This is a genomic window from Neolewinella agarilytica (assembly GCF_900110645.1).
GTDB classification, from domain to species: domain Bacteria; phylum Bacteroidota; class Bacteroidia; order Chitinophagales; family Saprospiraceae; genus Neolewinella; species Neolewinella agarilytica.
This window is the reverse complement of sequence record NZ_FOFB01000036.1, coordinates 40731-53331: the sequence shown is the minus strand read 5'-3', so window position 1 is coordinate 53331 and position 12601 is coordinate 40731. Positions and strand designations below refer to the sequence as shown.

The window sequence follows — 12601 nt, the reverse complement described above, 5'->3', positions numbered from 1 at the left end:
GCCCACTGCTTGGTCATATTCTGTATAGTTTGGCGACTTACAAAATACGACTGACAGCCTTTATATCGAAGAAATCATAATTTTAGACACGCTCTTAATGAAGATTACAAGTACCTAATAGAAGATGCGCCCGACACCCTTTATTTGATCTGGCGAAATGCTCAATATGCGCTGCTGCGGGTAGCCTATTCTCTCAATACCAAGCATAAGGGAAGAGTACGAATATATTCTACTGCCAGAGAAGATGCCTTGACTATGCCAACTCAGGAAGCTATTAATATCAAGGATTATTGTGTTCGACTGAAATACAGCAAAGAAGCGCTGAAGGAGATCTTCATTCATAACGTAGCTGCTATGCGCGAACGGGAACTGCGGGGTAAACAAGGGGACTCGCCTTTTATGCGATTTTTTGGGTTTGATAAAATCAGGCACGTTGCAGCGTGCGATAAACACGGAGAGGCGCAAACGGAGTCTGTCTTCGATTTCATTCTTCGGCACACCTTCCACCGGCCGCGTGAAATAGTGATGATTGGAAAGCGATTGTATGATAAATTCAATCGAACCGCTGAGGTAAAGTTACCCGTTACGGACAACCTGATAGAAAGCATCAGGGAACAGGTCAATGATGTAGCCTGGTCAGAAATCCTTCATGGCTATAAACAGGAATTTATTTTAGGGTTTAGGAATGATTATGTGCAGCAGTTTGTGACTAATATAGTCAGTAATGCCGCTGACCGTAGTACACTATTACGCAAGGTTTCAAGAGAAGCCACAGATTACTTATACCGGGTTGGCTTATTAGGCTCAATTGATGGGAAAGTACAGCGGTTTGTGCCTGGCTCCACTTTTGCTTTTAGGAAGGAGAGGGTATTACCTCATTCCGGTTGGTATGTTTTGCATCCTACGCTTGACCGGGAGTTACAAGGGCTAGGTGACGTGAAAAAATGGTATTACCAGCATAGTATAATTGGAGATGAGTGTAGCTTCGAAACTCCCGATGTTGTAAGCTGGAACCTGAATCGGGGGTATCCTGTCGACTATTTCAGGCCTAAAAAAATTGCGGGAGCTCAAGATTGGAGCGGGACGAGAATACAGGTAGATCCACTGGCGCTGTATAATGGAATTTTTATTAATGGGGTCCGAAAGAATAAACTGATGCGCCAGCAGCACGAACGAATTAATGAATCTATTCAGTTTCTTGCGGTAATTGCACAGTTGGAAGCGGCAAAAGCTGTTGCTGGGAAGTTCAATAAAGACATGGATTTCCGGATAAAAACGCTACGGAATCAGGCGATGAATCTGCGAGGGAACACTCGGTATTCATCACAGATTACAACTACTGATGCGACGGGGCTTAATCTGTTTACTGATCGTTGCTTTGGCCGGATGGTGGTGATGGGGCTATTGCTGTTCTTGCGCTTCTCCATTGTAGAAGCACGAAACTGTGTAACCAGCTTTTCTGATAAGCGACTTGCCAACCCAGGAGAACCTGAAACGGCTATTCGCTTTTTGCGGAGATCCTTTTTTATCTATGGGCTACCCGGAGAAGGGAGACTGTCCTCTCTTGATAAAATGAGTATCTTGGAAAAAGCGTCCGATTTTGAAAGAGATTGTCTGCCTAAATGGTGGCGCGATTATTTTTTGCATTCTTTACTGTTTAACAGCAACTACAACGACGAGCACCGACGTTACCTGCGGGAGTACTTTGAATTTAAGTAAGAGTATCTTTTTCCCGTTTTGCCAATGTCAGGGTCGTTCTATGTCCGTACCGAAGGGAAAGAGTGCAGTCGCAGGGTTATCAGGCAGAAAAGCAGGAACTTTCGGGGCAGATAAAGGCTGCTTCAGGTCCCCACGATGAAGTACGACATCCTTGACTTAGAATGCCTCGCTGAGGAATTTTGCTATACCGGATTTCCCGGACTTAGATTGCAAAATTCACTCAACATGATTCAATTTCTATTACTTATCGTTGGTGGCCTGATCCTCTTTATTGCAGGAATTGGCTACACCCTGCGCCGGCTAAACCTTGGCAAAACTGCTGAGTCAACCTCCGGAGACGGAGGTTTAGTGGGATGGGTGCTTCTACTTGTTGTCATGGCTGGCATGCTACACTTTCTCATCTCTCCGGACTTCCGGGTTACTCGCTTGTTTGATGACCTGAAAGCAGCCATTGAGCAAAGCAGATTAGATCACCCCCCCGACGAGGTTGTTCCCGCAGATATTGAAGATGATCCTCCTAAAAAGGAAAAAAAAGATGATCTCGCTTCGTTTGGGGAATAAAGACAGGATGAGCATTAAGCTTCCATCCCGTTGTTGGGAAAAAGTGGCTACAGCGAAAGACTCAGGAATTTCACGTCGTTTAATCATAAGCTGAGAGGCAGTATGATTAAACGACTTTTTTGTGAGGAAGTAACTCTTGAATTTTGTCTCCGGACTTCCAGATGCTTAGAGCGTACCTTATTCAAATTTCTGAAATCCTGTGATCTCAGATTGTGGATACAAACGCATAAAAAAGCATAGTTCTTAACTAAAGAACCGATGAGCTCCCCTCATCCGCCACCGGCTCGATGCATCGGAGGTGAAGTGATGCTGGTTTTTTTATTTCAGCGGTATTGCCCTCGCCAGGTTTTCTCATCGGCTGCATCTTTTGCTGACGGAGTCGCAAAAGTTCATCGATGTGTAAAACCGTAAGGTCCGGCACAGTGAGCGCGCCACCATCGAGGAGGCCGCAGTGTACGGAAGACTTCACCAGCCCGCCCCGGGCCGTCGCCCCGATCAGTTGACCGGCCTCCGGCCCTGAAATGTGTCATAAGAACAGAATCGGAACCCTTAACTTCGAGCCCATGCTCAGATTCTTCTTCCCCCTGCTCCTGATTTTCCTCCTCTGCACCTGCGGCCGCGCCCCGAAAAGTGAGCTCCTCGTTGGGAAAACGCTGATCATACCACAACCCCTGGAGCAAACCGAAGGCCAGGGCCACTTCGCGATTGCTGAAGACCTGGTCATCAGCGTTGAAAATGAAACCCAGGGTAGCCTGCTGGTCTCTTTTCTGGACCAGGTCAACGACATCACTGGCCGACGGCCCGGCGTAATGGTAAAGGGGGATACGAAATTCCGGCTAACGACCGATAGCAGCTTACCACCAGAAGGCTACCTTCTTGACGTCAAGCCTGAAGAGGTGGAGATAAAGGCTGCCGATAATGCCGGCTTCTTCTACGCCATTCAAACGTTACATCAACTACTCCCGCACCCCGCATCTGGCACCCCGCACCCGGCACCCGTCACCTCGCACCCCGCATCTGGCACCCCGCACCCGGCACCCGCCCTCGCCCTCCCCCCCGTCGCCATCAAAGACGCGCCCAACTTCGGCTGGCGCGGCTATATGCTCGATGTCTCCCGTCATTTCTTCACCGTCGAAGAAGTCAAGCAGGTGATCGACAACATCGCCGAACTAAAGATGAACCGCTTCCATTGGCACCTGACTGACGATCAGGGATGGCGAATCGAGATCAAGAGTTACCCAAAACTGACCAGCGTCGGCGCCTGGCGCGCTGACCGAACGAATACTGATGAAAATATCTCCGACTGGTGGGGCCGCGCCCCGCTGCAGCCTGACGAAAAGCCGACCTACGGCGGCTTCTATACCCAGGATGAAGTCCGCGAGGTCGTCGCCTACGCCAAGGCCAGGTACATTGAAGTTATTCCGGAAATTGATATGCCCGGTCACGCCCAGGCCGCCGTGGCTGCCTACCCCGAAATCGGCTGCGTGAAGGCGCTTCCCGCGGTGGCCACCGGTGGTGTTTTTCGATACAACACCATTAACCCCGGTAAGAAAGAAACCTACGCTTTCGCCGAAGCGGTACTCAATGAAGTGATGGACCTTTTTCCTTATGACTACCTCCACATCGGCGGTGATGAATGCAATAAGGAGCAATGGAAAATTGATCCTGACGCCCAGCGGATGATGCAGGAGCAGGGCCTGAAAACGGAAGAAGAATTACAGAGTTATTTCATCCGCCGAATGGAGAAAATCATCAACGCCCGGGGCAAAAAGATGATCGGTTGGGATGAGATTTTGGAAGGCGGTCTGGCCCCCAACGCCGTTGTAATGTCGTGGCGGGGCGAAGAAGGGGGCATTGCCTCAGCGAAGGCAGGTCACGAGGTCATCATGACGCCGAGCAAATACACTTATCTCGATTTGAAACAAGGGCATGATGATATGGAGCCGAACCTCGGCTACTCCAAAGCCCATCTGTCTACTGTTTACAACTACGAGGTTATCCCCGAGGGCTTCACGCCGGAACAAGCCGCCATGATCAAGGGAATTCAGGCGAACATGTGGACGGAGTCCATCAGCGACTGGGGCAAGTACACCTACATGACCTACCCGCGCTTATTTGCCGTTGCGGAAAATGCCTGGACAAGCCCGGAACGGAAGAATTGGGACGACTTCATTCAACGTCTTTTACACGCCAATGAACGCCTTGATGGGCAGGGGATTCGTTATGCCGGCAGTGCCTTCACTCCGTGGATACATCATGTTGGGGTGGGGGATGGTATTGAGGTGCGATTGGAAACGGAAGCCAATGGGCTGGACGTCCATTACACCCTGGACGGGAGTGTGCCGGACACCTCGTCTGCTCCGTACACCATGCCCTTTCGGATTGGTCCTGAAGGAATCGTCCGGGCGCAATCTTTCATTAACGGCGAACCGGTGGGCTATACGGCCAGTCTTGATTTGCCCATTCATAAAGCGGCCGGCATGGCAGTTGCAGATGCTGAAGGAAAGGCTTTGCCCAAGCTGAGCAATCTTCAGTATGCCCGCCTGACGCCGGTGGATACGAATTGGCATAAGTTTCCGGCAAATGAGGTTACCTTAACGCTGCAGTTTGATGAACCAACGGAGGTGAGCTCGCTACAATTTTCGACGCTGCGCTACACCATTTCTGGTATTTATCCGCTAGTGGAGGTCGAAGTTTTAGGCGCTGCCGCAGGTGCAAAGTTTAGTTCTCTGGCAAGCTTGGATCAAGCCGCTGCGGCTGCGCTCCAGGGGCGAAACAAAGTCTCAAGCCAAATTGATTTTCCAGCAGCGGAGGTTACGCGTCTGCGGGTGAAACTGAAGACTTTCAACTCCATCCCCGCTGGCCATCATAAAGCTGGGAGCCGGGCTCGAATTTATTTGGATGAGTTGGTGGTGGAGTGAGGCTGCTTGTACCGCCGACTTCAGTCGGCGTGGCGAGCAGCTTTTCGTCGACGGAAGTCGACGCTACAAACCATTGTTTCCTAATCACATAATCGCTATTTTACCTCCAGTCATTCAATTCTTACGATGGAAACCAATAACCAAAAAGAGCCCGAAAACGCTGATTCCGAAAAACCCACTGAACCGTCCCCCTCCGCCAGCGAAGAACTCAGCTCCAAAGCAGTAGCCGCCTATGAATGGTGGGATAATCTGGCCACCTTTCACCCCAATGATCCGCTGTGGTTGGGTGGGGTGAAGATTTTAGTTCGGGTAATTGGTATACTGGTACTTCTGGCACTTTCTCCGCTCATTATTCTAGGCTTTATGTTCGCTTTTCTGGCCGTAGCCTGATGAGGGTGCTGGGCAAATACACCTGGTGGGGGCCGGCGTTGGTCTTTGCCGCCCATCAGATGCTGCAATATGGCTTTGGCATTCGACTGGCTTTAGCAGACGCCTACCTGGACCCACTGCTTTTTCTGCCCATTATGCTGGGTTTATTCCTGCAGGAGCGCTGGTGGTTTTTTGGGCGTCGGCGGATGAGTGGATTGGAAACCGTCGTTGCCGGCCTGGCGCTTGCACTGGCAGCGGAGGAACTCCTGCCGCTTTGGCAACCTGCCTTTGTGTACGATCAACGGGATTATCTCTTTTATGCCTTGGGGCTCGGTTGGTTTTGGTGGGCCATTAATCCGGGAAAAGAACTGGCTGAAACGAAAGGCTGACGGCTCATCCGCTGTATCTTTTGCCCTGGTGTATCCGCTGAGAAAAGGCCGCACGCAGTATCTTATGCCTCGATTCAGCGTGGCCTATCCTTGATAAGCACGCAAAACAATACCCTAATGAAAAAAAGACTGGTGCGGATAGATTGGCAGAAAAAGCCATTGGTGCGTAATCGAATCGTGCGACCAGTCCAGCGGCAAAAATCACTGTTGGGTAAAAGCCTGTTGCAAGTAAGCCGGCAGGAAAATCTGTTTGATTACAGAAATGCTGTACGTTATCCCCGGGCTAATGTGAGATCAGAAGCGGCAGACAGGGAAAGGCTCATATTACCAAAAACGCGTTTTGTCTCAAAGCCCTATCTTACCCGCCGTAAGCCTGCTGAGTTAAAACCGCACTTCCAGGTTGCGGCAGCCAACAAGACTACTGAACCACAAGACTACACTCCTCCCATGTCCCAGATTAATATCCCCTCAGAGAACGGTAACCTGATGCTTACCAAGTCCACTAAATTAGTTGGCCTGAAGAAGAAAGTAGAGGGGACTGATATGGAGGCGGTAGAAAGCAAAGTGATCCCGGATTTGGGGGGCTTTGAGGTCGTTACGCTTGATCCGAATGAAAACGTTGACGAGGCGCTGGACCGGGCCCGGGCCCACGATGATGTAGAGGTCGGGACCCACGTTTACTTTGCGGAAGGAGACAACCGCCCGGTGGTGGCCACCGGTGTTCTTTACGTAGAAATGGCCGAAGGGGTTGGGATGGACGAACGACAGGTCATCTTCGATGCCTTCGCACTCGACATCCTGGAAGATCGCGAAGATGGCGTCGTAGTCTGTAAGGTAACCGCCAACAGCCCCAACCCACTCAAGGTATCTGCGGCGCTGACGAAACTGAGTATGATACGGAAGGCTTATCCTGACCTGGACGTGCCCCTGGATCAATACTTCGTTGCGCCCCGGGACGGACTCCTGGGCCACCAATGGCACCTGCAGAATGATGGCCGCGTTGCGGATGTGCCCAATTTTCCGCTGAAAGTCGGGGCTGATGCCCGGGTTCAGGGTGCCTGGCGAAAACTGGGCAATCTTGGCTCCTCCAACATCATCGTTGCGGTGATCGATAATGGGTTTGATCTCAACCATCCGGACCTGCGCGGCAAGTCCGTAGCACCGCTAAGCATTAGTAGTGGTGGCAGTACCCTGCCAACGGGCTCCCGTTTCGGTGATCACGCCACCCCCTGCGCAAGTGTGGCCGTTGCCGCCGCCAATGGCAGCGGTCTGGTAGGTGCCGCACCCCTGGCGAGGCTGATGCCCCTGCACGGCTTAACCTTCTCTAAATTTCTCACCGAGCGGATGTTTACCCACTGTATCCGCAACAAGGCAGACGTTATTTCCTGCAGCTGGGGAACCATCGACCCGCGCTACCGCCCGGGCGCAGAGCACGAACGTTCTATCCGAAAAGCACTCACCAGCGGCCGTAACGGTAAGGGCTGTGTGGTGGTCTTCGCCGCAGGCAACGAAGGGCGGGAATACATCAATTACTACGCCAACATTCCGGGCGTCATTGCCGTAGGGGCCAGTACCAGCTCCGACACTCACGCTAATTACAGTAACCGGGGGCGGGGACTGAGCGTCGTCGCACCTTCTGACGGTGGCTGGCCGATTCTGGCCGCCCGCGCCAGCTGGGACCAGGGAAATGCCGGCATGCCCGTCAACAAGCGATACTATGTGGATGGCATTGATCGCGGGCCGTATTATAAGCATTTTGGGGGGACGAGCTCGGCCACTCCGCTGGTTGCCGGTATTTGTGCGCTTATCCTGTCCGCCAATCCCAATCTCACCAGCGTTCAGGTAAAGCAAATTCTGGAAAGCACGGCTGATAAAATCGGTAATCGTTGGGACTATGACTCCTCCGGCTACTCCACCAAATATGGCTACGGCCGCGTTAACGCCGAACGGGCGGTCACGGAAGCCCTGCGCCTGAAAGGCACCGGAAGTACGGTGACACAACCCACACAGCCAACTGCGCCAACAACGCCAACCGTTCCCACTCCAACTCCGCCGGTGGTCACTCAACCGACAACTCCCACGGCACCTTCAACTCCCACAGCACCTGCGCCAGCGCCGCCTTCTGCTCCCTCCGTCACCGGCACGAATCTTTTCCGTTTCAGTGTTCAGGGACAGGCACGTAGCGGTTTCGGGCTGCAAATTTCGGTGAATAACGAATTTGCCAATGTGCTTAAGGAAGTAGAAAACCTGGAGCGTAAATACCAGCTGCCAGTGTTGGTTAACATCAGCAGCATCAACGGGCGAACGGCCTTTAAGATTCTCGCAGGCCCTTATGCCACCCGTGCTGCCGCTGATAGCGCTAAGCAAAAAATGGTGAGCATGGGCGCCCGCGAACCCTGGTTGCGGCCATTGAATACTTTGTAAAGAGGGGGCAAAAAAATCGGATGGAGCCTGTAACGCTTCTCTTTTCGTTGGTATAAAGGGGCAAACAAACCCATATACCGAATGAAAAATGTATTCCTCTTTTGTGCTACTGCCCTCCTTTTCACTTTAAGCTCCGGATGCGTTAAAAATGTGGTCAACCCGGATGGGTGTAATGCTGCCTTGTTTAATGACGAGGTTAACCCGGCTCTGACGGCGTGGCAGGAGGCTGCATCGGCCTACTCCAATGACCCCACGCCCGCCAACTGCGCAGCTTACAAAGATTCTGGCCTGGCGTGGCTGGATGCCATCAGGGCTTACGAAAATTGTACCGTGCTCTATACCGCCAGTTGGCGAGAGGCAGTGGATGAGGCTAAGGCTGACCTGGAGGCAGAGCTTTGTAATTGATCAGCATATAAGGCGGCGCATACGCAGGTCCAATGATGGTTGGAAGGCAGAGCAGAGTGACTTCCCCTCATTGCTTACCTTCGCTTTCCTGATCAATCCATTGCCCTTATGCGCCTTCTTTTCGCCCTTTTCTTTTGCTTATGCCTGACGACGCTCACTGCCCAGCTCGACTGGGTCGCTGATCACCCGGGAACCATCACGTACACCCTCGATCTAAGCAATGTGCAGCAGCATGAACTCCGTATCACGGTCGAGTTCCCGGCCGTAAAGCCGGGAGTGTTTACGGTTAAGATGCCGCAGTCCAGCCCCGGGCGCTATGCAGTGCACAACTTTGCCAAGAACGTTTATAAGCTCTCTGCTTTTGATTCCGAAGGCTCCGTGTTGGATCTCAGTCAGGAAGACCTGACGGAATGGGCCATCACTGGCCACGACGGTTTCGTACGGCTGGAGTACACGCTCTTCGCTAATGGTGGAGACGGCACTTATTCCGGTATTGACGATCGTAAGCTGCACCTCAATATGCCGGCGAGCTTCCTGTACGGTGAGCAACTCAATGACCGGCCGGTCATGCTGCAAATCAAAGCGGGGCAGCGGCCCGGCTGGGAAGTAGCTACTCAGCTGGTAGACCTCGGTCAGCGCCGCTTCGCAGCGCCGAACTACTATTATTTCTTCGACTCGCCCACCATCGTTGGCGACATTATGCGCGGCGACTTCAGGGTAGAAAACCCCGACGGTAAGCAGCAAACCATCGAAGTGGCCATGATGCACGAAGGAAGCCAGGAAGAATTCGATGACTATCTGGCCTGGACGAAAGACATCGTGCTCGCCCAGCAAAAGGTATACGGCGAACTGCCGGACTTCGACTACGGCAAGTACACCTTCCTGTGCAGCTATAATCCCTGGATCGGAGGCGATGGTATGGAGCATCGCAATTCCACTATCTGCTCAGCGCCCGTTGGGCTGGAAAAATTTGCGAGCCGACTCATCGGTACCGTCAGCCACGAGTTTTTCCATTGCTGGAACGTAGAACGCATCCGGCCGGCCAGCCTGGAACCCTTCAGTTTTGACCACGCTAATATGAGTGGGGAGCTTTGGTTCGCCGAAGGATTTACGAGTTACTACGATGATCTTTCACTGGTCCGCGCCGGGGTGTTGAGCCTGGAAGACTACGCCAGGGGCCTGACCGGCCAACTCAACTATGTGTTGCTGCGCCCGGGAAGAGGCTACCGGAGCCCCGTGGAAATGAGCCAGCAGGCACCCTTTGTGGATGCTGCTACGGCAAATGATCCGGATAATTTCTCGAATACTTTCGTGAGCTACTATCCCTACGGAGCCACGGTTGCCCTGGCCCTCGACCTGACCCTGCGCGAACGGGGCCACAACCTGGATGAGGTAATGAAGCTAATCTGGAAGCGCTACGGTAAAACTGAAATCCCCTATCACATCCGTGATCTGCAACTGGCCCTCGGCGATGTCGTTGGCGATCAGCAGTGGGCGGAAGATTGGTTTGCCGATCATGTCTACCGCAGCGAATTACCCGACATCGGCGCTTTGCTGGACAACTACGGCCTGCAACTGACGCAGGCAGAACCAGACTCGGTTGGCTTCATGGGCTTGCGCCTGCGGGAGAATGATGGGGTGGTGTCCGTCCGCGGCGGTATTGCAGAAAACAACCCGCTCTACGCTGCCGGACTTGATGAAAACAGCGAAATCCTAAGCCTCAACGGGCAGCCGGTAACCTCCACCAAAGATTGGGATAAACTAACCTCAGAGCTGAAAATCGGAGAATTCTATGAGGTAACCTTCCGGCAATTGGGACAGGAGAAAACGGGCCGCTTTCAGGCGGCCTCCAGCCCGACCCTGCTTCTTTCCGTGGATGAAAAGCCCAACGGGAAAGCCCGTAAAGCGCGGAAGGCCTGGTTCTGGACGGAGTAGAATTGGTCTTTTGGTTCGTCGGTCTTTTGGGGCTGCCGAATTTGGGAGGTGTTTCAGGTGAAAGTATCCTGAAACCTGCTATAATTTGAGCCCGCTTACCCCAGCTGCATAGAAGGGTGCATCCAACGTGCGGCAGCCCAAAGAACCAACATACTAAATAAGGTCGCTGCGATAGGATTTTTCCCGGCGGAAAGTGAGCAGTACACCACTGGTTTTGCCGTGATCCCACATGTTGGTGGCCAGCGAGGTGGCGGAGACGAACTCCCAACCATTGCTGGCCGAATCATTGATGATTTTATCGAATGCCTCGGTGTCGGTAGCGCTCCGGAATTTGGTGGAATAGATAAGAGATTTATGCTCGTAGTTAGACATGGGTAAATGGATTTGCCAGCAAGATAGCTTAGCTTTGAACGCAGGAAAAAGTGTTCGATCAAAGCAAAGGAATAATCGATGAAGTCCGTAACGGCGTTATCCCTCAGATCATTTTGCCGTAATGGCCTGCTTGTAGCTTTAAATGACGACCCTAAGCTTTTCGTCCAGTAATCGAGCTTTTACCTGCCCATCTCCCAACCATTCTCCGTCCGCTTCCAGCTCCAGCCTGCCGCTGAGCGGGGTAATGTGAACGGAGGTAGCGGAGGTTAAGGTTACCCCCTTCACTTGTCCGATGGAGCCGGCGTAAAACCGCCAGGATTCGGCGATGATTCTCCAGGCCGACAGCCGCTGGGCGAAGGTGAGGGCCAGCGTCCTGGCCGTCGGCTCCGCCTGGGGGACTAAGCGCATTCCGCCGCCGCTGTAGCGGCCGATGCCGAGGTTAATGGTATGCACGGGGCCTTCCCACAGCTGCCCGTCGTAGGTGATGCGTACGGTCGGGGCCACAAAATCCCGCAGGAAAAGAAGCGTCAGTACCGGATAGATGAGCCGATGCTTAATGGGGCTCTTCTCCGCGCGGCGGAGAACCTCCGCGTCGTAGGCCATGCCCGCAACGTTGAGAAAGTAACGGACTTGGGAAGCGGACCTCGAAGCGTCCCGTAGCGAAGCGGAGGTACCTTCGAGCGTCCGCTTGTTTGATCCTGAGGTACCTTCGAGCGTCCGCTTGTTTGATCCTGAGGTGCCTTCGAGCGTCCGCTTGTTTGATCCTGAGGTGTTCTCGAGCGTCCGCTTGTTTGATCCTGAGGTACCTTCGAGCGTCCGCTTGTTTGATTCTGAGGGGTCTTCGAGCGTCCGCTTGTTTGATTCTGAGGGGTCTTCGAGCGTCCGCTTGTTTGATCCTGAGGTGTCTTCGAGCGTCCGCTTGTTTGATCCTGAGGGGTCTTCGAGCGTCCGCTTCAACCCGGACGCTCGAAGGTCACTGCGTGACGCTTCGAGGTCCTGGTATTGGTCGCTAAAAGAGAGTTGCCCAACGGCATGCTCAATGGTCTTTTCCTGTTCCAGCATCGTGAGCCAGTTTTCCAGCCTGCGGGGCGTTCGCAGCGTCCGCACCCAGTCATTACCGGAGCCCAGCGGCAGGGGAGCGTAAGTAACTTGCCCCAGCCCGTTAGCGGCAACGATGCCATTGAGAATATCGTGGTGAGTGCCATCACCACCTATACCCACGAGGTGAGTATGGCCCGCCCGTACGGCAGCTTCGGCCAGCGCTGCCAGCCCGGTTTCGGTCGTGCTCTCGGCCCAGCTCATGCCCGGTAGTGTGGCCTGTAAACGAGGTAATATCTTTTGCCAACGCCGCTTCGCCTTCCCGCGGCCAGCCGCGGGGTTTAGCAGGAAGTGCCACGAGGTGGAAGGTGCATCCATGGTGTTAAAGGTCGAGTTTTAGCAGCAATTCGTCGGGAGAAAGCTGTGCTTCCCATTTATTTTCGGACATTCGGCCAAGCATTGAATCCT

10 protein-coding genes are annotated in these 12601 nt (G+C 53.1%); 8 read left to right on the top strand and 2 right to left on the bottom strand.

Annotation, left to right across the window (positions count from 1 at the left end; translation table 11 throughout):
• Window positions 1-255 precede the first annotated feature (255 nt).
• From BM123_RS22045 to BM123_RS22010, 8 genes are all read left to right on the top strand, one after another.
• The gene (locus BM123_RS22045) at window positions 256-1719 is read left to right on the top strand and encodes a type 1 glutamine amidotransferase family protein (RefSeq protein WP_139212042.1); all 1464 of its coding nucleotides are present in this window, start codon (window positions 256-258) and stop codon (window positions 1717-1719) included.
• 225 nt (window positions 1720-1944) lie between these two features.
• Window positions 1945-2280: a hypothetical protein gene (locus BM123_RS22040; RefSeq protein ID WP_139212040.1), complete on the top strand. Its 336-nt coding sequence runs from the start codon at window positions 1945-1947 to the stop codon at window positions 2278-2280.
• 563 nt (window positions 2281-2843) lie between these two features.
• Window positions 2844-5201: a beta-N-acetylhexosaminidase gene (locus BM123_RS22035; RefSeq protein ID WP_175489510.1), complete on the top strand. Its 2358-nt coding sequence runs from the start codon at window positions 2844-2846 to the stop codon at window positions 5199-5201.
• 126 nt (window positions 5202-5327) lie between these two features.
• A complete protein-coding gene (locus tag BM123_RS22030; RefSeq protein WP_090172984.1) occupies window positions 5328-5591 on the top strand; it encodes a hypothetical protein in 264 nt (87 codons plus the stop codon).
• Window positions 5592-5596: 5 nt separating this feature from the next.
• On the top strand, window positions 5597-5959 hold the full coding sequence (locus tag BM123_RS22025; protein WP_139212038.1) for a hypothetical protein: 363 nt from the start codon (window positions 5597-5599) through the stop codon (window positions 5957-5959).
• Between the two features lie 447 nt (window positions 5960-6406).
• Window positions 6407-8383 (top strand): S8 family serine peptidase, encoded by a 1977-nt coding sequence (locus BM123_RS22020; protein ID WP_175489509.1) that lies wholly within the window; start codon window positions 6407-6409, stop codon window positions 8381-8383.
• Window positions 8384-8464: 81 nt separating this feature from the next.
• Window positions 8465-8788: a hypothetical protein gene (locus BM123_RS22015; RefSeq protein ID WP_090172978.1), complete on the top strand. Its 324-nt coding sequence runs from the start codon at window positions 8465-8467 to the stop codon at window positions 8786-8788.
• A 108-nt stretch (window positions 8789-8896) separates the two neighbouring features.
• Entirely contained in the window at window positions 8897-10723 is a 1827-nt protein-coding gene (locus BM123_RS22010) for a M61 family metallopeptidase (RefSeq protein ID WP_090172976.1), read from the top strand.
• Between the two features lie 153 nt (window positions 10724-10876).
• Here the strand turns inward: BM123_RS22010 and BM123_RS22005 are convergent, their stop codons facing one another.
• On the bottom strand, window positions 10877-11095 hold the full coding sequence (locus BM123_RS22005; RefSeq protein WP_090172974.1) for a DUF4177 domain-containing protein: 219 nt from the start codon (window positions 11093-11095) through the stop codon (window positions 10877-10879).
• A gap of 138 nt (window positions 11096-11233) precedes the next feature.
• Window positions 11234-12511 (bottom strand): diacylglycerol/lipid kinase family protein, encoded by a 1278-nt coding sequence (locus BM123_RS22000; RefSeq protein ID WP_090172973.1) that lies wholly within the window; start codon window positions 12509-12511, stop codon window positions 11234-11236.
• Window positions 12512-12601: the final 90 nt, after the last annotated feature.

Coding starts and splice junctions, on each gene's coding strand:
- BM123_RS22040 (WP_139212040.1), top strand. CDS start 1,945: ATGATTCAATTTCTATTACTTATCGTTGGTGGCCTGATCCTCTTTATT.
- BM123_RS22030 (WP_090172984.1), top strand. CDS start 5,328: ATGGAAACCAATAACCAAAAAGAGCCCGAAAACGCTGATTCCGAAAAA.
- BM123_RS22005 (WP_090172974.1), bottom strand. CDS start 11,095: ATGTCTAACTACGAGCATAAATCTCTTATCTATTCCACCAAATTCCGG.
- BM123_RS22000 (WP_090172973.1), bottom strand. CDS start 12,511: ATGGATGCACCTTCCACCTCGTGGCACTTCCTGCTAAACCCCGCGGCT.
- BM123_RS22020 (WP_175489509.1), top strand. CDS start 6,407: ATGTCCCAGATTAATATCCCCTCAGAGAACGGTAACCTGATGCTTACC.
- BM123_RS22035 (WP_175489510.1), top strand. CDS start 2,844: ATGCTCAGATTCTTCTTCCCCCTGCTCCTGATTTTCCTCCTCTGCACC.
- BM123_RS22010 (WP_090172976.1), top strand. CDS start 8,897: ATGCGCCTTCTTTTCGCCCTTTTCTTTTGCTTATGCCTGACGACGCTC.
- BM123_RS22015 (WP_090172978.1), top strand. CDS start 8,465: ATGAAAAATGTATTCCTCTTTTGTGCTACTGCCCTCCTTTTCACTTTA.
- BM123_RS22045 (WP_139212042.1), top strand. CDS start 256: ATGCCAACTCAGGAAGCTATTAATATCAAGGATTATTGTGTTCGACTG.